This is a genomic window from Cyanobium sp. Lug-B (genome assembly GCF_024345635.1).
Taxonomy (GTDB): domain Bacteria; phylum Cyanobacteriota; class Cyanobacteriia; order PCC-6307; family Cyanobiaceae; genus Cyanobium; species Cyanobium minutissimum.
Genome location: NZ_JAGQBM010000024.1, coordinates 1 through 22957 on the forward strand (window position 1 = coordinate 1; position 22957 = coordinate 22957).

21 protein-coding genes are annotated in these 22957 nt (G+C 69.3%); 8 read left to right on the plus strand and 13 right to left on the minus strand.

What is annotated here, in order from left to right; genetic code table 11:
• Positions 1-2593 (plus strand): tandem-95 repeat protein (locus KBY81_RS07750; RefSeq protein WP_254976151.1); only part of this gene is annotated, 2593 nt, incomplete at its 5' end.
• Positions 2594-2653: 60 nt separating this feature from the next.
• Positions 2654-3172, plus strand: coding sequence for a hypothetical protein (locus KBY81_RS07755; RefSeq protein WP_254976152.1), 519 nt, complete (start codon positions 2654-2656; stop codon positions 3170-3172).
• 27 nt (positions 3173-3199) lie between these two features.
• On the opposite strand, the gene KBY81_RS07760 is transcribed toward KBY81_RS07755, so the two are convergent.
• From KBY81_RS07760 to KBY81_RS07775, 4 genes are all read right to left on the minus strand, one after another.
• A complete protein-coding gene (locus KBY81_RS07760; protein WP_254976153.1) occupies positions 3200-4225 on the minus strand; it encodes a hypothetical protein in 1026 nt (341 codons plus the stop codon).
• 155 nt (positions 4226-4380) lie between these two features.
• Positions 4381-4806 (minus strand): cupredoxin domain-containing protein, encoded by a 426-nt coding sequence (locus KBY81_RS07765; RefSeq protein ID WP_106222666.1) that lies wholly within the window; start codon positions 4804-4806, stop codon positions 4381-4383.
• The gene (locus tag KBY81_RS07770; RefSeq protein WP_254976154.1) at positions 4803-6905 is read right to left on the minus strand and encodes a copper-translocating P-type ATPase; all 2103 of its coding nucleotides are present in this window, start codon (positions 6903-6905) and stop codon (positions 4803-4805) included. Before KBY81_RS07770 ends, KBY81_RS07765 begins: the two co-directional genes overlap by 4 nt.
• 94 nt (positions 6906-6999) lie before the next feature.
• Positions 7000-7188: a high light inducible protein gene (locus tag KBY81_RS07775; protein WP_245552597.1), complete on the minus strand. Its 189-nt coding sequence runs from the start codon at positions 7186-7188 to the stop codon at positions 7000-7002.
• A gap of 416 nt (positions 7189-7604) precedes the next feature.
• Here KBY81_RS07775 and KBY81_RS07780 point away from each other — a divergent pair, with 416 nt between their 5' ends.
• A complete protein-coding gene (locus KBY81_RS07780; RefSeq protein ID WP_254976156.1) occupies positions 7605-9806 on the plus strand; it encodes a glycoside hydrolase family 3 C-terminal domain-containing protein in 2202 nt (733 codons plus the stop codon).
• 4 nt (positions 9807-9810) lie between these two features.
• On the opposite strand, the gene KBY81_RS07785 is transcribed toward KBY81_RS07780, so the two are convergent.
• From KBY81_RS07785 to KBY81_RS07815, 7 genes are all read right to left on the minus strand, one after another.
• A complete protein-coding gene (locus KBY81_RS07785) occupies positions 9811-10314 on the minus strand; it encodes a hypothetical protein (RefSeq protein ID WP_254976158.1) in 504 nt (167 codons plus the stop codon).
• The gene (locus KBY81_RS07790; RefSeq protein WP_106222663.1) at positions 10284-11366 is read right to left on the minus strand and encodes a glycosyltransferase family 2 protein; all 1083 of its coding nucleotides are present in this window, start codon (positions 11364-11366) and stop codon (positions 10284-10286) included. The genes KBY81_RS07785 and KBY81_RS07790 overlap by 31 nt, the downstream gene beginning before the upstream one ends.
• A gap of 43 nt (positions 11367-11409) precedes the next feature.
• Positions 11410-12003 carry a triacylglycerol lipase gene (locus KBY81_RS07795; protein WP_254976159.1) on the minus strand — a complete coding sequence of 198 codons (594 nt, stop codon included), beginning with the start codon at positions 12001-12003 and terminating at the stop codon, positions 11410-11412.
• A gap of 50 nt (positions 12004-12053) precedes the next feature.
• Positions 12054-12782 (minus strand): peptidase, encoded by a 729-nt coding sequence (locus KBY81_RS07800; RefSeq protein WP_254976160.1) that lies wholly within the window; start codon positions 12780-12782, stop codon positions 12054-12056.
• Positions 12779-13618, minus strand: a complete 840-nt coding sequence (locus tag KBY81_RS07805) for a transglutaminase family protein (RefSeq protein WP_254973020.1) — start codon at positions 13616-13618, stop codon at positions 12779-12781. Before KBY81_RS07805 ends, KBY81_RS07800 begins: the two co-directional genes overlap by 4 nt.
• 3 nt (positions 13619-13621) lie before the next feature.
• Positions 13622-14425 (minus strand): N-formylglutamate amidohydrolase, encoded by an 804-nt coding sequence (locus KBY81_RS07810; protein WP_254976161.1) that lies wholly within the window; start codon positions 14423-14425, stop codon positions 13622-13624.
• Positions 14426-14496: 71 nt separating this feature from the next.
• Complete coding sequence (locus tag KBY81_RS07815; RefSeq protein ID WP_254976163.1) at positions 14497-15384, minus strand: transglutaminase family protein; 888 nt, start codon at positions 15382-15384, stop codon at positions 14497-14499.
• Between the two features lie 480 nt (positions 15385-15864).
• Here KBY81_RS07815 and KBY81_RS07820 point away from each other — a divergent pair, with 480 nt between their 5' ends.
• From KBY81_RS07820 to KBY81_RS07835, 4 genes are all read left to right on the plus strand, one after another.
• Complete coding sequence (locus KBY81_RS07820; RefSeq protein WP_106222659.1) at positions 15865-16083, plus strand: CsbD family protein; 219 nt, start codon at positions 15865-15867, stop codon at positions 16081-16083.
• Between the two features lie 88 nt (positions 16084-16171).
• On the plus strand, positions 16172-16561 hold the full coding sequence (locus KBY81_RS07825; protein ID WP_254976164.1) for a heavy metal-responsive transcriptional regulator: 390 nt from the start codon (positions 16172-16174) through the stop codon (positions 16559-16561).
• Between the two features lie 217 nt (positions 16562-16778).
• Positions 16779-17486, plus strand: coding sequence for an NADPH-dependent F420 reductase (locus KBY81_RS07830; RefSeq protein ID WP_254976179.1), 708 nt, complete (start codon positions 16779-16781; stop codon positions 17484-17486).
• Between the two features lie 510 nt (positions 17487-17996).
• Positions 17997-18686 carry a DUF305 domain-containing protein gene (locus KBY81_RS07835; protein ID WP_254976165.1) on the plus strand — a complete coding sequence of 230 codons (690 nt, stop codon included), beginning with the start codon at positions 17997-17999 and terminating at the stop codon, positions 18684-18686.
• A gap of 13 nt (positions 18687-18699) precedes the next feature.
• Here KBY81_RS07835 and KBY81_RS07840 read toward each other — a convergent pair whose 3' ends face one another.
• Complete coding sequence (locus tag KBY81_RS07840) at positions 18700-19977, minus strand: di-heme oxidoredictase family protein (protein WP_106222651.1); 1278 nt, start codon at positions 19975-19977, stop codon at positions 18700-18702.
• On the minus strand, positions 19977-21002 hold the full coding sequence (locus tag KBY81_RS07845) for an imelysin family protein (protein ID WP_254976166.1): 1026 nt from the start codon (positions 21000-21002) through the stop codon (positions 19977-19979). The genes KBY81_RS07840 and KBY81_RS07845 overlap by 1 nt, the downstream gene beginning before the upstream one ends.
• A gap of 340 nt (positions 21003-21342) precedes the next feature.
• Here KBY81_RS07845 and KBY81_RS07850 point away from each other — a divergent pair, with 340 nt between their 5' ends.
• Positions 21343-22941: an iron uptake porin gene (locus KBY81_RS07850; protein WP_254976167.1), complete on the plus strand. Its 1599-nt coding sequence runs from the start codon at positions 21343-21345 to the stop codon at positions 22939-22941.
• Positions 22942-22957: the final 16 nt, after the last annotated feature.

The window sequence follows — 22957 nt, forward strand, 5'->3', positions numbered from 1 at the left end:
CTCGATCGCTTCGTTCTCCATCGCCGGCCTGAGCGGTCCCTTCCCCCTCGGCAGCCCGACCACCATCGCCGGCGTCGGCAGCCTCACCATCGCCGCCAACGGCTCCTATTCCTTCACTCCAGCCGCCGACTACAACGGCCCGGTGCCGCTGATCTCCTACATCGTCACCGACGGCTCCGGGGCCAACGACACCTCCACCCTTGCGATCACCGTCACACCGGTCAACGACGATTTCAGCGACGCCAGCGAGACCGTCTCCATCGCCGAGGACAGCGGCACCGCCACTGGGAATCTCCTGGCCGGCACCACCAGCCCCGATGGCCCGGTCTCGATCGCTTCTTTCTCCATCGCCGGCCTGAGCGGTCCCTTCCCCCTCGGCTCTCCGGTCTCGATCGCCGGCGTCGGCAGCCTCACCATCGCCGCCAACGGCTCCTATTCCTTCACTCCAGCCGCCAACTACAACGGCCCGGTTCCCCTGATCTCCTACGTCGTCACTGACGGCTCCGGGGCCAACGACAGCTCCACCCTTTCGATCACCGTCACCCCCGTCAACGACGATTTCAGCGACGCCAGCGAGACCGTCTCCATCGCCGAGGACAGCGGCACCACCACTGGGAATCTCCTTGTCGGCACCTCCAGCCCCGATGGGCCCGTTTCCATCGTCTCCTTCTCGATCGCCGGCCAGAGCGGCCCCTTCCCCCTCGGCTCTCCGGTCTCGATCGCCGGCGTCGGCAGCCTCACCATCGCCGCCAACGGCTCCTACAGCTTCTCCCCAGCCGCCGACTACAACGGCCCGGTTCCCCTGATCTCCTACGTCGTCACCGACGGATCCGGGGCCAACGACACCTCCACCCTTGCGATCACCGTCACACCGGTCAACGACGATTTCAGCGACGCCAGCGAGACTCTCTCCATCGCCGAGGACAGCGGCACCACCACCGGCAATCTCCTGGCCGGCACCACCAGCCCCGATGGCCCGGTCTCGATCGCTTCGTTCTCCATCGCCGGCCAGAGCGGCCCCTTCCCCCTCGGCTCTCCGGTCTCGATCGCCGGCGTCGGCAGCCTCACCATCGCCGCCAACGGCTCCTACAGCTTCTCCCCAGCCGCCGACTACAACGGCCCAGTGCCGCCGATATCCTACGTCGTCACCGACGGCTCCGGTGTCAACGACACCTCCACCCTTTCGATCACCGTCACGCCGGTCAACGATCCGCCGGTGGCCACCGACGACGTCTTCGGCGGGCCCATCCGACCAGCCGCCGGAACCACCGCGTCGCTCAAGGTCACCGACAACGACAGCGACCCCGATTCCCCCCTGGATCCCGCTTCGATCACGATCGCGGGCAGCGCCGGTCCCGGCCAGCCGCTGCTGGTGGCCGGGGAAGGCACCTGGAGCGTCAACAGCGCCACCCAGGAGATCAGCTTCACCCCCCAGGGCGGCTTCATCGGCGATCCCACTCCGATCCAGTACACGATCCGAGACCTGCAGGGAGCCCTCAGCAACCCGGCCACGGTGACCATCGATTACGACAACCTGGCCATCCCGCCCGCCCCTCCAGTGCCGGCACCACGGCACGTCGACCTCTACCTGCTGCTCGACAGTTCCACCTCGATGAAGGGCGGCGACCCCAGCGGTGTCTCCAGGATCGAGGCCCAGAACCGGCTGGCCTTCGAAACCCTCAAATCGGCCTTCGCCGCCGCCGGCTACGGCTACACCCTCAAGGGCAGCAGCACCTTCCAGCCCTTCCTCGATGACACGAATCTGACCAGCAGCCAGACCCTGGCCACCGACATCCTCAATTACGAACTGGTGGATGACCCCACCGATGGCAGCAGCACCAATGCCAGGTCGATCACGATCCATACCGTCGATTTCGGCTATCTCGTCACCCACAGCGAGATCACCTTCAGCGGCAGCAATCCCAACTTCGGCGAGCTGCTGGCCCGGGATGTGCTGCTCACCCAGACCCCCGACATCACCTACGGGGCCACCACCAGCCCCGACTGGATCGCCCGCGGCTTACCGGCCCCGAACAGCCTTGATGCCTACACCGCCCCCGGCACCAGCGGCAACCGCTACAGCGGCACCGAGATGCTCGGGGCCCTGGTGGCCCTCGACCGGCTGCTCGTGAAGGAGCTGCCCAACGTCGCCCTCGACACGCTCGTCTCGGTGGCGATGATCACCGATGGCCGGCCCGAACGGCGCCCCTGGTGGGACAACCGCCCCGACCTCGGCCAGGGCTGGACTGGCACCAACGTCGCCCTGCCCACCAGTTCCTGGCTGGATGGGGATCCGATCCTCAGTTCGGGGCTGCGCTACACCAGCAGCGGCACCCCGATCCGTGTGCCGACGGCCGCGGGGGTCGACATCTGGGCCCAGGCCCAGGCCTCCCTCAACAACACCCTGGACACCGTGGCCGCCAGGGCGGGTGCCAGCAACGTGAACGTGTTGGCGATCGGCATGGGCGACGGGGGGATCTCCAACTGGAACGCCATCTACACCGACCTGTTCACCAACCAGACCTTTGATGCCAGCCGCAGCTGGAACTACCAGTTCTCCACCTCCGGCCAGCTGCCGCAGCTCTCGGGGTGAGGCGCCATTGCGCCGCTGCCGGCGTTCACGGCAGGCTGGAAGCCATTCGTCCCGATGGCCATGACCCGCGAGCACGATCCCTTTCGCATTCCCCGTGCCGGCTGGGAAGCGGCCCCCCTGGCGGGGCTGGCCTCGGTGGATCTGAATCGCAACGGCGGTGCCGTCAGCGGCGGTGAATTCGTCTCGGAATCCACCGTCGGTGGGGTCCTGCTCTTCGCCACCTACCAGGCCCTGCTGAGCGCCCTGCGCACCGAAGCGCTGCGCCGGCGGGGCGAGATCGACCGGCTCACCCAGGTCAGGCTGGTGCTGGCGACGAGCCTGGAATCCGCCCGCACCGGAGTGGCCGTGGGGGCCGTGCTCTCGGTGGTGCTGCTGGTCTTCCCCTGGCTGGCGGCACCGATGGCCGTGCTGGGGGCAGTGGGCACGGCCAAGGCCTCCCTGGACCTGTTCCATGCCTTCTGGGATGGCCTCGACGCCGAGCAGAAGCTGCAGGTGACGATCGCCGCCCACGAGGCGGGTGTGAACCTGCGCCGGTTCTTCAGCAACGGCGGCGAGGGTCTGGGACCGGTCGCGGGCTGATCGGCCCCTCCCTCCGTGACCCCTGACTCAGCGGCCGCCGCCGAACAGCTGCTGCAGCAGCCCGCCAAGGGCCTGCCCCAGGGCTTCGCTGTCGCCGCCCTGGACCACCTGCCCATTGGCATCCACGGGCTGGAGGGCCTGGTTGAGCTGGGCCGTGGTGGCCGTCGTCGTGCTGCGGAAGCCCAGGTTGAAAACGCTGGCCCAACCCAGCTGGATGTCGGAGCGGTACTGGTCGGCGTTGACCCTGGACTGCACGGCGGCCGCTGAGCCGTTGGGCATCTGGATGCTCCACGGACCGTTGCCCTGGGCGGTGAATCGGAGCGTGCGCAGCGGGTTGGAGGCCGGCAGCCTGTCAAAGGTGAAGGCCAGGGTCTTGGAGCCGTTGCTGTTGTTCTGGACGATCTCGTAGCGGCAGGTGCCGTTGTAGATGGAGATGCCGGCGTTGGTCCAGGCGCAGGTGCCGCTCTGGCGGGTGCGGGTGAACGGCGGCTGGAAGCCGGTGGTGGGGAGCTGACCATTGGTCGTGGCGCCGCCCGGCCCCCAGGTGGAGCCGGCCCCGCCGATCACCGTGCCCTGGCCGCCCGGGGTGCCGGCGGCTGCGCCGAACACCCAGGGGTTCAGCCGGGGGTCGAAGCGGGTGCGCTGACGGTTGGTCCAGCAGCCGCGCAGGTTGAAATTGCAGTAGCGGCCGTCGGCGAAGGTGACGTCGACGATGGGATTGCTGACCAGATTGTTCTCCAGGGTGCGGCGCGCCCGGCGTCCGAATTCCCGTTCCGTTTCGGCCAGGGCCGCGCCGCTGGCGTTGAAGCAGACGCTCACGGAACTGTCGCAGATCACCCCCTGCACCGGAAAGGACAGGGCCCTGTTGCCGGGCTGGCCGTAACCGGGCCCCCCGGAGCCGCCCCCGCCCCCCCAGGGCGTGGTCTGCACCGGGGTCTGCTGGTTCGGCGCCCCCCAGGGGTTGCCCTGGGCCCGGGCCTGCGGCGCCACCACGGCCAGGGCGACGAACAGCAGGGAGGCCTGGCTGAGATGTCCGCTGAAACGTCTGTTCATCAAACCTGTAACTCGCTCGTAGGCACTGGAATCAACGATACCAGGATTGGTCTTTCGAACCCTTTTTCTCTGGCCATCTGCAGCATCCAAGCAGAGGAATTGTCAAGGTTGGTGATCACAAGCCAGCTCGAAAGCCTCTCTCCAGCCTTTCCCCATCACTCCGCCTCCAGGCTGCCGCGCACCATGGCCATGCCGCAGTGGAACGGGTAGGAGCCCGGCCGCTCGGGCCGCAGTTCGATGCTGGTGGTGGCCCCCAGGGGCAGGTCGAGGCTGCGCTGGAAATCCGGGAAGATCACCCGGGCCACGCAGCCGCTGGGATCGGTGCGGTGAAACAGCAGGCGCACCGGCCGGCCCGCCTTCACCCGGATGCGGGAGGGCAGATAGCCGCCCTGAACCGTGATCGTGATCTCCTGCATTCCCTGCTCCCCTTCGTCGGCCGCCACCCCGGCGCCATGGGGGCCAAGGAACCACCACAGCTCCGCCGCGATCAGGGCCAGCCCGGCCGCCGCCACCAGCACCTGCAGGGCCAGTGGCTGGGGGATCGATCGCCACAGCGGGGCGGCCGCCTCGTGGGGTGTCATGCTCCGGCCCCCGAGGGGCGCAGGCGGGGCCGGAAGCGACGCAGCCGCAGGGCGTTGCTCACCACCGACACCGAACTGAAGGCCATGGCTGCCCCCGCCAGCATCGGGTTCAGCAGCCAGCCGGTGAGCGGGAACAGCAGACCGGCGGCGATCGGGATCCCCGCCACGTTGTAGGCGAAGGCGAAGAAGAGGTTCTGGCGGATGGTGGCCATGGTGCGACGGCTGAGCTCGATCGCGGCCGGCACGCCACCGAGGTGACCCGAGAGCACGGTGATGTCGCTGGCGGCAATGGCCACATCGGTGCCCGTGCCCATGGCGATGCCCACATCCGCCCGGGCCAGGGCCGGGGCGTCATTGAGGCCGTCCCCCACCATCGCCACCGGGCCCTGCCCCTGCTCCTGCAGCTGCTGCACCACCGCCGCCTTGTCGCCGGGGCGCACTTCGGCGATCACCCGCACGATGCCCACATCGGCCGCCACCACCTCGCTGGTGCGGCGGGCGTCGCCACTGAGCAGCACCACCTCCAGCCCCAGGCGCCGCAGGGCGGCGACGGCGGCATGGGCCTCGGGCTTGATCGGATCGGCGATGCCGAAGCAGGCCTCGATCCGGCCGTCCACCGCCACAGCCGCCACGCTGCGGGCGGCCCGCTCCAGCCGCGCCACCACCGGATCCAGGGTGGTGGTGTCCAGGCCCGAACGCTGCAGCCAGCGGGGGCTGCCCACCCGCACCTCCTGGCCGGCCACGCTGGCCAGCACGCCGGACCCCGTCCTGGCCTCGAAGAACTGCACCGCGGGGAGCTCGCCGTCGCCGCAGCGGCGGGAGGCGTAGGCGACGATCGCCTCGGCCAGGGGATGCTCCGAGCGTGACTCGACGGCCGCCACCAGGGCCAGGAGGCTTTGGGCGGGATGTCGGCCGCCGTGGAGCCGCTCGAAATCGGTCACCTCCGGCTGGCCCATGGTCAGGGTGCCGGTCTTGTCGAGCACGATGGTGCGCAGCCCTCCGGCGGTTTCCAGTGCCTCGGCGCTGCGGAAGATCAGGCCGTTCTCGGCCCCCTTGCCGGAGGCCACCATGATCGCCGTGGGCGTGGCCAGGCCCAGGGCGCAGGGGCAGGCAATCACCAGCACGCTGACCAGAAACAGCGTCGAGAGCACCACATTGCCGCTGACGAGGAACCAGACCACGAAGGTGGCGATGGCGATGGCGATGACCACCGGCACGAACCAGCCCACCACCTGATCCGCCAGGCGCTGCACCCGGGTGCGGGAGCTCTGGGCCTGGCGCACCAGCTCCACAATGCGGGCCAGCATCGTGTCCTCACCCACCCGGGTGACGCGGAAGGTGAAGCTGCCGCTGCGGTTCATGGCGGCGCCGATCACCCCGTCGCCAGGGCCCTTGGCCACCGGGGTGGGCTCGCCGGTGAGCATCGACTCCTCCACCCAGGAGCTGCCCTCCACCACCACCCCGTCAAGGGGCAGCGTCTCCCCGGGCCGCACCTGCACCAGCTCACCCACCGCCACCGCGGAGACGGGGACCTCGGTGGCGATCCCCTCCCGCAGCACCCGGGCCGTGGGGGGCTGGAGCTGGAGCAGCCGTCGGATCGCCTCGGAGGTCTGGCCGCGGGCCCGGGCTTCCAGCAGCCGGCCCAGCAGCACCAGGGTGAGGATCACCGCGGCGGTTTCGTAGTAGACGTCGGCCGGGAGACCCTCGGCGGTGAGCACCCCGGGAAAGGCGGTGGCCACCAGCGAGGCCAGCCAGGCGATGCCGGTGCCGGCGGCCACCAGGGTGTTCATGTCGGCGCTGTGGCGGCGCAGGGACGACCAGGCGCCGCTGAAGAACTCCAGCCCGCACCAGAACAGCACCGGCGTGCTCAGCGCGAGCTGGGTCCAGGGGCTGGTGAACCAGTCCGGCAGCCACTTGAGGTGGACCCCGAGCATGTGGGGCAGGGTGGCCACCACCACAAGCCCCGTGAGCACGGCCGCCACCGACAGGCGGCGGCGCAGCACGGTGAGCTCATGGGCCAGCTCCCTTTCCATCCCCGTCGTGGCAGCGGCCGCCGGTTCGGCGGCGCAGCAGGGGGAGCCCAGGGTGGAGATGCTCATCGGGACGGACCGGGCCGGGACCTTGGCCTTCACCGTATGGGCTCCCCTGGGCTGGAGAGTCAAGCCTTGGGGCCATCCAGCCTCGCCGGCGGGTTCAACCCTGGGGCAGCAGAGCCCCGAGCCCCATCTGCCCCAGGATCCCCGAGCCGGTGAGGGCCTCGATGGTCAGACCGATGCCGAAACCGAGCATGGCCAGCCGGCCGTTCAGCCGCTCGGCGCGGCCGTGGAAACCCCAGCCGCTCTCGCTGCCAGGGCTGGCCAGGTACATGCGTGGCTCGATCACCCGAGGATCGAGGAGCGGGGACGCTTCGGAATCCCAACGTGCGCCTTCAGATTCCGCGAAGTTGTTGACATGGAGCTTTTTCGGAATCCTTACAGGAATGGGCATGGTGATGTCTCGTATTGGAATGGTTTTGGTGTGGGTTGGAGGCTGAGGCAGGTTGTCAGCGCTGTCGACTCTGGCCTGATCCGGAATGACCAGAGACCTCCTTCCTTTCCACAACCTAGGGAGAACGTCATGGCATCAATCAGCTGCAGCCGGTTGATTCTGCCCTGGGGCGAATGACCCACCCTTCCGATCAATCAGACGCAGCAGATGCGGGCCAATCAGGGTGAAACCCGTACGCCACCCAAGCTGTCCCGCGATCCACACATCGCGGCGGAAATCTCGTCAGCCAGCCCCGCCCCTAGGCTGGATCCGTGCCCACCTGCCCCGACTGGAGTCGCCTGGAGACGCAGGCCCGGACCCAGCTGCAGCGGCTCAGCCTGGGTGAGAAGCTCGCCATGCTCGACGGCGACACGCCGTTCTGGGGGGGGCTGGCGGCCATCGCCTTCCACGACGCCGCCCACCGCCGCCCCTGGCCGGCCGGGGTGGTGGAGCGCCTGGGCATCGACGGGCTGCACTTCGTCGACGGCCCCCGCGGGGTGGTGCTGGAGGGCGGCGCCACCACCTTCCCGGCCCCCATCGGCCGCGGGGCCAGCTGGGACGTCGATTTGGAGGAGCGCATCGGCGAGGCCATGGGGGCCGAGACCCGCAGCTTCGGGGCCAACCTGTTCGGTGGCATCTGCGTGAATCTGCTGCGGCATCCGGGCTGGGGCCGGGCCCAGGAGACCTACGGCGAGGACCCTGTGCACGTGGGCGCCATGGGGGCGGCGGCGACCCGCGGCGTGCGGCGCCATGCCATCGCCTGCCTCAAGCATTTTGCGCTCAACTCCATCGACAGTGCCCGGTTCCGGGTCGATGTGAGCGCCGGCGAGCGGGTGCTGCAGGAGCTCTACCTGCCCCAGTTCCGCGATGGCGTGGAGGCCGGCGCCCTGGCGGTGATGAGCGCCTACAACAGCGTCAACGGGGCCTGGTGCGGCCAGCATCCCCACCTGCTGCGGGAGATCCTCAAGGACCGCTGGGGCTTCCGCGGCTTCGTGCTCACCGATTTCATCTTCGGCCTGCGCGACGGCGTGGCGGCCCTCCAGGCCGGCCAGGACCTGGAGATGCCGTTCCGGATGATCTTCGCGGCCACGCTTCCGGAGGCGGTGGCGGCAGGGCGGGTGCCGGAGACCCTGATCGATGCGGCGGTGCTGCGGATGCTGCTGGCCCAGGCCACCATTCCCACCGGCGCCTATCCGGTGACGCTGCGCGGCTGCCGCGCCCACCGGCAACTGGCGCGGGCGGCCGCCGCCGGCTCGATCGTGCTGCTTCGGAACGACGGCGATGTGCTGCCCCTGAAGGGCATCGCATCGCTGGCGGTGATCGGCCCCCTGGCGGACACCGTCAACCTGGGGGACCGGGGATCCTCCGACACCCGGCCGACGCCGGGGTCGGTGCTGACGCCCCTGGCCGGCCTGCGGGCGGCGGCGCCGGAGCTGTGCCTGCACCACGACCACGGCGGTGATCCGGCCCGGGCCGCGGCCCTGGCGGCCAGCAGTGAGGCGGCCCTGGTGGTGGTGGGCCTGGACTGGCGCCACGAGGGGGAGCACATCCACCCGGGCGACCTGGCTCCGATCCTGCGCCAGGCGCCGCCCCCCGCCTGGCTGCTGCGCCTCTGCGGCCGGCGCCGGCTGCTGCCGATCTGGACGGCGGTGGCGGCCATGGTCGCCGGGGTGACGCGCTTCGGCACGGCCCGGGCCGGCGGTTCCTTCGCCTCCGGCGATCGCACGGTGCTGGTGCTGCCGCCAGCGCAGGAGGCCCTGATCCTGGCGGTCGCCGCCGCCAACCCACGCACGGTGGTGGTGCTGATGGGGGGTGGGGCGATCCTGTGCGAAGCCTGGCGGCAGCGGGTGCCGGGCCTGCTGCTGCTCTGGTATCCCGGTGAGCAGGGCGGCGCGGCCCTCGCCGACGTGCTGCTGGGTCGGATCTCCCCGTCGGGGCGGATGCCCTTTTCGGTGCCCACCGAGGCCGGCCACCTGCCGCCGTTCGATCCCCGGGCCCGGCACATCACCTACGACCTCTGGCACGGCTACCGGCGGCTGGCCCGCAGCAAGCAGCCGGCGGCCTTCCCCTTCGGCTTCGGGCTCTCCTACAGCTGCTTCAGCCACACCGACCCAGAACTGGCGTGGCTCCCCACCCCGGCGGAGGACGAGGGGGCGGTGGAGCTGGCCGTCACGGTGACGAACACCGGCACGGTGGAGGCCGCCGAGGTGGTGCAGGTCTATCTCGAGCCGCCCGGGGAGGCCGTGGAGCGGCCGCGGCGCACCCTGGTGGGCTTCGCCCGGGTGTGCCTGGCGGCGGATGCGAGCCGACGGGTGGCGGTGGAGATACCCCTGAGGCGTCTCGCCTGGTTCGATCAGGGGCGTGACGCCTTCATGCTGGAGAGCGGCCGGCACCGGCTTTTGGTGGCCCGCCACGCCGAGGACGGCGGGATCGGCGTGGACCTTGACCTGGTGGGTGGGGTGGTCGGGCGGTAGGGCATCAGCGGCCAGAAGAATCCCGACCCCGCATGGCCAGCAGCAGAGGCTGAAGCCTCAGACGGTTGTAACGCTGAAGCCAGAGGCAGGGAAGGTTGAACAGGGTCGCAAAGACCAGGTTGATCAGCACACCGGCAGGCGGCAGCCAGAGGGCCGTCACGATCCAGAAAGGCCAGATGGCCAGGTGCACCAGTTCGGCTCGCCTGGTCTCCTCAACGAGGCGCTGCAAGGTGGCAGGGTCCCGGCTGACCAGGCTGTTCTTGCGCACCCCTCCCGGCAGGGCGGCGCCGGCATCCGGAAGCAGGGACTTCCAGCGCAGGATCCCCAGATGCCGCTCATACGCCTCTTTCGTCTCCGGCCAGGGGCGCGGCCTGGTGAGCCAGCTATCGCCCAACAGGGCCTCCCTGGGCAGGCCGTGGGCCAGCCCACCGATCAGCACCGACCACAGCAGCCAGCCCAGGGCACAGGCCAGCGCCGCTACCGCGTTGGAAACTGCCGGCCCTTCCATTCAATCGTGCCCCGCTTGAGATTCAGGATCGCCAGAACAAACACCGCCAGGAAAAAAAGAACGGGAATCGGAAACACCAGGCAGATCCAGGCGAAGTTCCCCACCCGCCTGGTGAGAGCCACCAGCTGCACGGCAAAGGCGAGGTAGAGCAGCAGGTTGGGAAGAATGGCAGGCTGACCCATCAGTGGCCACCCCAGCAGGGACGCCGGCAGGCACCAGGCGGCCCAGAACAGGCCGGAGATCCAGAGCAGCACCGCCAGCATCCAGGCCCATCGCACCTCCCCGGCTGCGGTAGCGAAATTTTTGGCGAAGCCCGTCACCATGTCGTGAAACCCGCCGGGATACATGCGGTATTCGATCAGTCCGTCGCCGATGTAGGCACTCACCGGCAGACCGGCCTTCTCGTACAGATGGCCCATGAACCAGTCCTCCACCACCTTGCCGGCGACGGCCTCATGGCCACCGACCCGCTCGTAGTCGACACGGCTGGTGGCCATGGCCGGTCCGAAGGCCACGCCGCAGCCCTGCCCCATGGGCACCGCCATCAGCCCCACGAGGCTGAACAGGATCGAGAGCTGCTCATAGGCCTTTTCGGTGCGATGGAACGGCTGCACTGACACAAGACCGCCCAGTTGCTGCTGGGCGGCCACCAGCCGAGCCAGAAACGCGGGATGGGGCTCGGTGTCGGCATCGAGGAAAACGAGGATCTCACCCTTGCTGGCCCGGGCGCCATGGTGCAGTGCCCAGGTCTTGCCGCACCATCCGTGCGCCAGAGGAGGCGGTTGCATCACTCTCGCCCCGGAGGCCGCCGCAATCGCCGCGGTGCGATCGCTGGAGTGATCGTCGATCACGATCACTTCCAGGGGCGTGAAGGTCTGCGCCTGGAGAGCCGGCAGAAGATTCGGGAGGGTGCCTTCCTCATCGCGCGCAGGAATCAGCACGGAAACCGAAGGACGTCCCTGGAGCTCGGCCACGGGAAGCCGGAACAGCCTCAGACAGAGCGCCCAGCCCAGCAGCCAGCGCACCACCAGGGAAATGGCGACAAGGTCCATCGGATGTCGCCGGATTGAGAAGACACGACAAGATAAACGGCAATCAGCCTGGAAGACCCGGACCCGGTCCCCCCGGATCCGATCGCAGCAATTCGTCCACCAAAGCCCGCAGGGCGGCCGGGTGGGTCATGAGCTGGTGGTGGTACCGCACCGGCAGGCAGCGGCCCGGGCCGATCGGCAGCACGGCACGCCAGGCCGGCATCACCATCAGATCCGGATGGCAGTAGAAGCTGCAGCACTCCACCGGCTCCAGGGTGTCCAGGTGGCTGTTGAGCCGCACCAGCAGGGGACTGCCCGCCTTCAGGTCGGCGATGCCGGCCAGCGGCCAGCTGGGCCAGGGACCGGCGGTGAGGGTGCCCTGCTGCGGACTGCCCACGCTGATCAGCCGCCGCGTGCGCCGGTGACCGCCCCGCAGCTGGATCCAGGTGCGGGCGATCACCCCGCCCATGGAAAAGCCCAGCAGATCGATGGGCTGCCGGGTGCCGAAGGCCGCTTCGATGTGGAGGCCCAGCAGGTCGGCCTGTTCCTCGATCGGCGTGAGCCCGAAGCGATGGGGCAGATGGGGCATCAGCAGGGGACCACGGCGCCCCGCCAGCTGGCGCTGCAGGGGGCCGAACAGGCGGGGGGTGTCCCACATCCCATGGATCAGCACCAGCGGTGGGGAATCGGCCGCGGGGCCGGGCCCGCCTACCAGACCAGTTCCGGCAGCTCCCGGAACACCTTGCGCACCCCCACGCTCCACTCGGCGCTGAGGTCCTTGAAGTAGGCGTCCCCCTCACTGAAGCGGCGACGGTGCTGGATCTCGAAGCGGTCCATCTCGTAGACGAGCAGGTCGATCGGCATCCCCACCGAGAGGTTGCTGCGCATGGTCGAGTCAAAGGACACCAGCACGCACTTGGAGGCCTCCGCCAGCGTCGTGTCGGTATGGATGACCCGGTCGATGATCGGCTTGCCGTACTTCGCCTCCCCCGTCTGCAGGAACGGGGTGTCCTCGCCGGCTTCGATGAAGTTGCCCTCCGCGTACATGCGGAACAGCCGCGGCGCCTCGCCCCTGATCTGGCCGCCCACGAGGAAGGACGCATTGAAGCTGGAGCCGGAGGCCTTCAGGTAGGGGCCGTCGCGCTGCTCGATCGCCCGCACCGCATCCGACACCAGCACCATGACATCGAACATGGTCCGGGCCGTCCACACCGTGGGCTCCCCGTCACCCGCCTCGGCCCGCTGGCGCAGCAGACCGATCACCGCCTGGGTGCCGGCCAGGCTGCCGGAGCTGAGCAGGACGAGCACCCGGTCGCCGCGGCGCTCGAACACGGTCATCTTGCAGAAGCTGGCGAAATCGTCGAGCCCCGCATTGGTGCGGGAATCGGAGGCGAACACCATGCCGCTCTCCAGGAGCACGGCCACGCAGTAAGTCATGCCGTCCACACCTGGAACGACACCAGCTCCGACGGGCCGAAGCTGGTGGTGAGGGCCACGTCGGCGGCATCCCGGCCCCGCGCCATCAGGATCCGGCCGATGCGGGGGGTGTTGTTGCGCGGGTCGAACACGTGCCAGCCGTCGCCGAGGTAAGCCTCGAACCAGGCATGGAAGTCCATGGCCGTGTGGGGCGGCGGCACCTCGATATCACTCAGATAACCGGTGCAGTATCGCGCCGGGATGTTCATGCAGCGGCAGAGGGCGATGGCCAGGTGGGCGAAGTCCCGGCACACCCCCTCCTGGCTCTCGAAGGTCTGGAGGGCCGACTTCGTCGGGCTGGAGCGGCCGTAGTCGAAGCGCACGTGCTGATGGACGAAATCGCAGATCGCCTGCACCCGCCCCCAGCCGCCCGGGACCGCCTCGAACCGTGACCAGGCGAGGGGCGACAGCAGATCGGACTCGCAGAAGCGGCTGGCCAGCAGAAACAGCAGGGTCTCCTCCGGCAGTTCCTCCACCGGCTGCTGCGTCAGCCAGGGCAGCACCGGATCGGGCCGACCGGAATCGGCCACCACCCCATGGCCGTGCAGCCGCAGCTCGCCGGCCGGCGCCACCAGTCGCTGGCAGTGGTTGCCGAAGGAGTCCACATACGGGCGCAGCGGCACCGGCGGATCCACCTGGAGCAGGTCGGGCTGCAGCAGATCGCCGGCCCGGCTGGCGTGCACCCCGAGGGTCACGATCAGGGGTGTCGGGGCGCCGAAGCGGAGCACCACATCGAATCCCAGCTGGATCTCGATCGGGTGAAGCGGTGGCGCCGGTGGGCTCGGTGATGTGTCCATGGCTCACCCTATGGAGGCTGGGCCCCCCGGGTGCGACGGGAACCCCTCCGCCAGGGCGTCCTCCAGCACCCCGGCCAGTCGCTGCGCCCAGGCCTGGCGGCCACTTTCGCTGGCCAGCAGGTCCTGGCGCACCTCCAGCTCCACATGGGGAATCCGCCGCCCCTCTCCGTGCACCAGGAGGGTGTGGTCGCTGGCGTCACTGACGGCATAGGGCTGGTTGTCCCCCACCCGCAGCCCCGGCTCTCGCTGGAGGCCCTGACGCACCCGCCTGGCCAGACGGCCGTCCCGGCCATGGAGCACCCCCACGTGCCAGGGACGCACGTCCTCGCCGAGCACCGGCGTGAAGCTGTGCAGGGTGACCAGGACGCTGGGCTGACAGCGCGCCGTGCGGGCGTCCAGTTCGGCGGCGATCCGGTGTTGGTAAGGGTGGAACAGTTCCACCAGCCGTTGCTGCCGGCCGTTTGGGGACAGGTGGATGTTGGCTTCGATGGCCGTCTGCTCGCAGTGGCTGACGATCGAATCCGGCGCCCCCGGAGGCCGGTTGGCATCGATCACCAGCCGTGAGTAGTTGTGCAGGATCAGGAACGCATCGAGCCGCTGCGCCAGCAGCAGGCCCAGGCCCTCCACCCCCAGATCGCAGGCCCCGTGGGTGGCGAGCAGGCGGGCGTCCAGGCCCAGGGTGCCGAGCCTGGCGGGGATGGCGCGGCCGGCATGGTCGGCCGTGAGCAGCACCGGCGAACGCCCGGCGGGATTGGCGATCCGGAACACGGCCGGATCGGCGGCCCCCAGAAGGGATTCGTGGCGCACGCTGTCGACCTCTCCCGACGAGCCCGGGTCTCGTCCAGCCTGGCGCGGGCCGGACGGCGACGCGGACCGGCTCAGAGGCCCGGGGCCGGTCCCACCTGGAGCTCCGTCACCCACACCCCCACCTCCATGGCCCCGAGCGGGGCGCCTCGGAAGGAGCCGGCGATGGGCGGGATCGCCTCGGGCCGGCGGGCCACCGCGACGGGGATGTGGGTGTCCCCGACCAGGGCGCCCAGGGTCGGATCGAACCCCTTCCAGCCGGCACCCGGAAGAAACACCTCGGCCCAGGCATGGGTGCTGCCGGATTCCTCGGGTCGCTGTGACGTGAAGCTGTAGCCACTGACGAAACGGGCGGCAAAGCCGAGGACCCTGGCCGCCTCCATGAACAGAAAGGCAATGTCACGACACGATCCGCAGCCGAGGGACAGGGTGTCGGCGGCACTTTGCACACCGGGTTCGTCCCGCTGGCGGTAGGTGACCAGCTGGTGAACGGAGCGATTGAGACGTTTGAGCAGGGCATAGCTCTCGATCGCCTCCCCCGGCTGCCAGACCGTGGCGACCCACCGGGCCAGGGAACAAACGGACGGGGCCGCTGCCTGGGCAGGAGCGGCATCGCGATAGGCGTCGAGGAGGGGCCGATCGTTGGGGGCATAGCGAAACGGGTACGCCACCGCGTCAACCTCGACCAGGAAGTCCAGCGGCACCCGGTCGTAATGCTGGATGACGAGACTGCTTTCGATCCGCAACCTGTCGGTGGTGCCATGGAACGAGGCCGTGGCCAGACAGTTGTCCTCGACATCACGGTGCCAGCGAAGAGTGGCCGCTGGTTGGATCGTCAGGGTGGACGTTTCGATACGGACATCATGCCCCTCCCGCGGACGAAGACGAAGGATATGGGCACCGAGTTGCACGGCACCCGTATAGGTGTAGGTGGTGAGATGAAGGATCCTGAAGCGTCTCATCGGTTTCCTTTCCTGACAGGCGACTGGGCTCAAAAGCCCGCCCGATCCCCGAACCAGGCCACGCAGGCGGCAGGTCCCCATCCTGATGGAACCGGGGTGTCTTCCGGGACCTCGGACAGCCGAACCGAATGAGGCGTTGATGCCGCGACACCGCTGCAGGCGGATGCAGAGGGCCGCTGAATGCATCCCTGGCGCCCATCCTGATGATCCGCCGGATTCGCTTGCCGGCACTCCTTTCTGCGGGGATGGGAAGAGAGCACCGCTGCAACATCAACACCCACATCCCGCCAGGATGAGTAGGTTGAAGGGGCAGGATCCGTCGACGTCGAGCTCACTGAACATCGCCGCTCTGTGTCTTCAGGGCTGAACCCGCGGAGACCCTCTTCACTGAGAATCCCTGAGCTCGTTCATCTCCGGCCATCGGCACCGAGACCGCCCCGACGACCTGCATCGTGCCGCCATCCCAACGCTGAGCGAACCATGTCGAACAAAGCCGATGCTGCCGCCAAGGATGCCGAGGGCAAGCTGGAATCTGCCCTGGGGGAACTGACAGGGGACACGGGCCACCAGGTCAAGGGCAAGGCCAAGCAGGTCCAGGCCTCGGTCATGAATGCGGCCGAGGATCTCAAGGACAGCGCCAGGTCCATGGCCAAGCAGGTCAGTGAGGCCGCCGCCCGCCTGGCCGACGACAAGGGCTGAGCGGCCCCGGGCGGCGCTGGGGAACCCGCCTGCGGCCTGCCTAGACTCTCCCCAGCGGTGGAGAGTGGCTCCGATGCAGCACGGGGGCATGAGGATCGGCGTGCTTGCCGGGCGCAGCGGCCTGCCCGTCAAGACCCTTCGTTATTACGAGGATCTGGGCCTGCTGCCGGCCATCGGGCGCAGCGAGGGCGGTTATCGCCTGTTCGGTGAGGACAGCCTGCGCCGGCTGGAGTTCATCCGCCGCCTCAAGACCCTGGGGCTCAGCCTGGAGGAGATCCAGGGCTGCCTGGCGGTTCACGATGCCGGTGAACTGCCCTGCACCGACATTCACAGGCAGCTGGAACGGCAGATCGAGCGGGTTGACGCCCGGATCAGGGAACTGGGGCAGCTCAGGTCGGAACTGCAGGAGTTGCTGGCCCGCTGGCAGAGCCATCCGGCGAAGGACGGCCGCGTGATCTGCCCCAATCTGCAGGTGTAAACAGTCCCTGTTCCGGCCCAGGCCTATCTCCTGGCCGGGAGGCGGCGCTGGGCGGTCGGTCTGATTCCGTGCGACCTTCGGTGCAATGGGACGGACAGGGGACGGGCCTGGGAACGGTCGCCATGGATGTGCCGAGGGCGACAAACGACCTGCCGTAGGTTTCTACCCATCTCTGATGGCCGGTCCCTGTGAAGGGTGAACGGAGGCGCACGCCAACCTGCGGCGATCCCGGCACGGCGCGCACCGGCTTCTCCCACGATCCACCGGCACCATGAACATTGCCATCATCGGAACCGGCAACGTCGGCAAGGCGCTGGCGGAGCGCTGGCTTGCCAAAGGCCATCACGTGATGTTCGGCAGCCGTGATCCAGCCGCTCCGAAGATCGCGGCACTGCTCGCCGCCCTGGGGCCCGCTGCCTCAAGCGCTTCCCTGGAGGACGCCCCCACGGAAGCTGACGTCGTCGTTCTGGCTGTGCCCTGGGAGGCCGCACTGACGACCGTTGGCGCCATGGGCGACCTCAGCAACAAGGTGCTGATTGATGCCACCAACCCGATCGCCATGACTCCTGAAGGACTCCAGGAAGGGTTGGTGGTGGGGCATCAGTCATCAGCCGCGGAGCAGATCGCCGACGTCGCCATGAACGCTCGCGTCGTGAAGGCTTTCAACCAAGCTGGCGCCGGCATCATGGCGAACCCGGCGGTGAAGGAAACCGACTGCACCATGTTCATCTGCGGCGATGATGAAGAGGCCAAGCGACTGACGACGGAACTGGCTGCAGACCTGTCGCTCCGTGTGCTCGATGCCGGACCCCTCCGCCAGGCTCGTCTGCTCGAGCCCCTGGGGATGCTCTGGATTCACATGTGTTACCTGCGCGGCCAGGGGCCAAATTTCTGCTTTTCTGTCACTGACATCGCAGGACACTGACGCCCGGTCAGAGGCTGGAAGCGTCAGGCACATCACGTTCCCAGAAGATCAGTTCATCAACGTTGATGGGCTTCGCATCCCCTACTGGCCACGGGTCGAGCAGGGTTCCCGGTGCTGTTGATGCACGCCCAGCGGTGCCCTTGATGGTTGGTACCGGATGATCCACGCGATGGCCCAGCCTCCAGCCACACCCTTGACGATGGAGATCGCCAGAATCGGCCTTGTCAACGCCCGAGTGAAGCGATTCACCGACTGCGGGCCTCTGGCCTACCTGGACTGTTCAGACGACTTCAATCACTCCATGCTGGTGTTTCCCTCCACTTAGTCAGAACACCAACGGAACAGCAGGAGGGCGATCTTCAGCTGCCATGGATGGGGCGGCAGCATCAAGCCATGGCCCACCACGGCCCCTATCGCCAGCTGGCTCTTGATCCCACCTGGCAGCCGCCTCCCCTTGACTCTCCTGTCCGGGGGAGACCGTACCTTGCGGTTTCGATGGCTGGCCCAAAGGTGTCGCGTTCCCTCCCCACCGCCCTGATCGGGCTCCTGGCGTCCCTCTGCCTGGCGTCGCCGGCTGCGGCCCAGGGGACCGGGGGCCAGGGGCACGACCACCACCAGCACCATCACACCGCCCCGGCCGGCCATGGCCATGACGTGGGCCCCGCCGGAGCCACCTACGACCTGCGCTTCATCGACGGGATGGTGCAGCACCACACCGGCGCCCTGCGGATGAGCGAGTTCGTCTTCGGCATCGGGGCGCCCGGGGTGGGGGCCCTGGGCAAGGCGATCTGGCGCGACCAGGCCAGCGAGATCCGGGCCATGGGGCTGTGGCGCAAGGCCTGGTACCCCCAGGCTCCCGTGTATCCGGTGGCCCTGGCCAGCGGCGGCGATCCCAACAGCCTGGTCGGCCTCACCCGCATGGGCCAGGCCCAGATCGACGGCATGCGGATGATGGGTGAGGCGCCCACCCCCGACAACCGTGTCGTCTGGTTCCTGGAGGGGATGCTCCATCACCACGGCGGGGCGCTGATCATGGCCCACGACGCCCTGGCCAAAAGCACCAACCCCACCATCCGGCGCTTCGCCCGTGGGGTGATCGTGGCCCAGCGCGCCGAGATCATCGAACTGCGGCGGATGCTGGCGGTCGAAGGCCTGCGCAAACCGGAGTACGGCCGCTACGACGCCCTGTTCGCCCTCTGAGGCTGGCGGAGATTCAGAGCTGCTGCAGCCAGTCCAGCAATGAGCGGCGCTGCAGCGGGGCCAGGGCCGTGAAGCGCTCCCGGGCGGCGGCCGCCTCCCCCCCATGCCAGAGGATCGCCTCTTCGATGGTGCGGGCCCGGCCGTCGTGGAGGAACCCCACCGACCCATTCACCCGCTGGGCCAGACCCAGGCCCCACAGCGGCGCCGTGCGCCATTCCTGCCCCGGTGCCCCCTTTTCGGCCACCCCGTCGTCGAGGCCGGGGCCCATGTCGTGCAGCAGCAGATCGGTATAGGGCCAGATCGGCTGGCCGTTGATCGCCCCAGCCACCGCCCCGGGGGAACGGCCGGTGGTCAGCCGGGGGACATGGCAACGGGCGCACTGCAGGGTCCCGAACAGTTCCCGGCCCCGTCGCACCACCGGGCTTGTGGCCGGCAGGGCGGTGCGCGGGGCGCCCAGGGTCTGGCTGTAGTAGGTCACCAGCTCCAGCTCGCGGGTGCCGATGTCCCCCGGGCTGGTCAGGCCCATGTCGTTGAGGAAGGCGGCAGCGGTCTGGTCGCGCACCGTGGCGGCGCCCGCTTTCCAGCCGAAACGCCCCAGCCGCGGCGTCCCCTTCCCCTCCTCCAGCCAGTGGGGCCGGCCCGAGATGCCGTCACCGTCGCGGTCGTCGGGATCGGCGTGCGCCAGGATCGCCTCCTCCGGCACCGCCTCCAGCAGGCCCATGCCGATCAGGGGCGGCGCCACCCGCAGGGAGCGGGCCACCGACCGCTCAGACAGGTCGAGGGACCCGTCACGCTCCAGCCGGATCTCCGGCCGGCGCCGGCCCTCCCGCTCCAGCCAGGCCACCGTCACGGCCGCATCCGGCCGGGCGCCGAAAACAGCGCGGTCCCGCACCTGGTGGCCGAGGCCCGGCACCGGCTGCCCGTTCCGCAGCGCCACCCGCACCAGGGATTCCCCCATCAGGGGCCGGCCCCGGCCGTTGCGCACATGGCAGGCGATGCAGGAGGCGGCATTGAAGCGGGGCCCCAGACCCGCCCCGGGGGCACCCTCCAGGGGCACGTGGGTGCGATCGAACAGGACATCGGCCACCTGGTGGCGCTCCCGTTCCGCGGGGGTGAGGCCGGCGGCCGGTTGCTCGAAGGCGGCCGAGGTGCGGTTGGCCACCGTCATCGCTCCGGCGGCCTGCTGGGGATCGGCGGCCCCCCAGGCCTGCCGCAGGCCGAGCCCGAGCACCACAGCCAGGGCCAGCCCGGCCAGCAGGACGCGCCGCAGAACGCGGGAGGGACGGGCCATCAGGACAGCAGCGGCACCGAGCGCTCCACCAGCTTCGCCGTGCTGTGCAGCTGGCTGATCAGCGCCTCCATCGCCTGGCGGGCGGCGGGATCGGAGAGGGCGCCATTGAGGGGGTCGGGCAACCCCTTGGCCATCGCCACCGCCGCGGCGCTCTCGCGGTCGATCTGGCGGGCCAGGTCGGGATCGCGGCTGCCGATCAGGTCCACCAGACCGGTGGCCATCAACACCCGGCGGGCCCCTTCCACATTGGCCACCAGATCCGCCTGGGTGTTGCCGCTGTCGGCACTCTCGAGGGTGCGGGGATCGCGGGTTTTCAACGGTTGGCCGAGTTTCTCGTCGCCCCCTTCCTGCAGCAGACCGATGACCCCCTGCAGCATCTCCTGCACGGCGGCGCCGGCTTCCCCGGGGCTGCTGAACCGGGCGCCGAAGCCCTCAGGACCCGACCAGCTGGCCAGCAACCCGGCCGCCTGACGGTGCAGATCATCGGCCGCGAGGCGCAGGTAGGCGCGTTCACCCGGGGTGAGCTGGGCCGCGGTGGGCGGTGTGCCGGTGCGGCCGCCGTAGAGCACCCACTCGATGCCGTGGAAACCCTTGGCGGTCTCGCTGAGGGCGGCGAAGGTGTCGGGACCGAAGCGTTGGCGGCCCAGCGCGGTGGCCAGGTCCTTGCCGTTGACGGGCCAGTCGTCCATGGCCCCGTCGAAGCCGTTGGTCTCGGCAGGGCCGAAGGCCCAGCTTTCACTGGTCTCCCAGGTCCGCCGCGCCGCCAGCCAGGCCTGACGGGTGGCCGCGAGCTGCGCATCGGAAGGGTTCTCGCTGAGGCGCTGGATCGCCTCCTGCAGGGCCGCCGTCTGCGCCACCAGCTGGGTGTAGTTCGGCAGGACCACCCTCTCCACGAAGGACTGGGCCACGGCCCGCTCCGTCGGCGCCGCCGTACCGGGACGGGGGCCACAGGCGGAGAGGGCCAGACCCAGGCAGAGCGGCAGGCCCAGGGCCAGGGCTGGGCGCCAGCGGCAGGTCGGTGCCATGGGCAGGAAGGGGCGGCTGCTGTCACTGTCCCCCCGGCGCGCCGCAGAGCCTGACGCGAGGGGACCCCGGCGCGTGCCCGTTGGCACCGCCCCTTGTTCCTTTGGTGGTGGCCTTCCCCAGCAGCGCCTGAACAGGATGGGGCGGAGGGCGACGGCGCCCCCTGCCGGCGGGAGAACCGGTCCAGGGCAAGGGAGCTATTGCTGATAACTATTATCGTTCTCAGGTCTTTCCTGTTCAGGCGCACCTCTGCTGGAGGGTTCCTTCCCGCTCTCCAGCCCGCGTTCCGGCGCCGGCCCGATCGGCGCCCCTTCCCTTTCCTCTGTCAACACTTCCACTTCCATGGGCCTTCCCCTGCGTCACCTGATTCCCGCCGCCACCGCCGGCCTGCTGGCCCCCCTGGCCCCGCTCGCGGCCAGCGCCGGCGAGCTGAACCTGGAGGCCGTCAACCGCTACGCCAGGAGTGCGACGGGACAGAGCCAGGAGCAGGTCACCAGCATCAACCAGTTTTCCGACGTCAAGCCCACCGACTGGGCCTACCAGGCGCTCTCGAACCTGATCGAGCGCTACGGCTGCGTCGCCGGCTACCCGAACGGCACCTACAAGGGCGGCCAGGCCATGACCCGCTATGAAGCGGCGGCCCTGCTGAACGCCTGCCTCGACCGGATCACCGAGGTGACCGACGAGCTGAAGCGCCTGATGGAGGAGTTCGAGAAGGAACTCGCCGTGCTGCGCGGCCGGGTGGATGGCCTGGAGGCCAAGGTGGGCGAGCTGGAGGCCACCCAGTTCTCCACCACCACCAAGCTGAGCGGCCAGGCCACCTTCGTCATCGGTGCCAATGCGTTCTCGGGCAGTGACACCCTCAACGTCGATGCCGCCCGGGCCGCCGTGGGGGCCACCACCTTCAGCTACGACATCCAGCTGAGCTTCGACACGAGCTTCACCGGCAAGGACCTGCTGCGCACGATCCTGCGGGCCGGCAACTTCGCCGATTCCGCCTTCGGCGGCGCCGGCCCCACCGGTGGGCTCTCCACCCTGGAGGCGGCGTTCCAGGAGGACTGCAGCATCGGCGTCGACTGCGGCGACGTGGTGGCGATCGACAAGATCTTCTACCAGTTCCCGATCGGCAGCCAGTTCACCGCCACCTTCGGGGGCCGCGTCGGCCAGGAGGACATGCTCGCCCTCTGGCCGAGCGCCTACCCCTCCGACACCATCCTCAACCTGTTCACCCTCAACGGCGCCCCGGCGGCCTACAACAAGAACCTCGGACCCGGCGCCGGTCTGTGGTGGCAGCAGGGCGGCTTCAGCATCAGCGCCAACTACGTGGCCGCCAATGGTGATGTGGGGGATCCCAACATCGGCGGCATCGGCACCGTGGCGTCAGCCGGCACCGGCACGGTCCAGATCGGCTATGCCAGGGAGCAGTGGGGGCTGGCGGCGATCTACTCCCGCATCCAGTCGGGCGTGGGGGTGCCGGGCACCACCCCTTTCACCGGCCTCACCTATGAGGCCAACCCCAACAGCCGCACCGATGCCTTCGGCGTCAGCGGCTACTGGCAGCCGGCCAACTCCGGCTGGATTCCCTCCATCAGCCTGGGGTGGGGCATCAACGGCACCAGCTACGACACCGCCCAGGCTCCCGGGGCCCTGCGCACCAGCCAGTCGTGGATGGTGGGCCTGCAGTGGGACGACGCCTTCGTCAAGGGCAATGCCCTCGGCATGGCGGTGGGTCAGCCCGTCTTCGCCACGGCCCTGGCCGACGGCCAGACGCCCCAGGACGGCAACTTCGCCTGGGAGTGGTGGTACAAGTGGCAGGTCACCGACAACATCAGCGTCACCCCGGCGCTCTTCTACCTGAGCCGGCCCCTGGGGCAGTTCACCACCCCCGACACCAGCTTCCGGCAGCTGGGTGGCCTGGTGAAGACCACCTTCCGCTTCTGATCCCGGCCCACGGGAA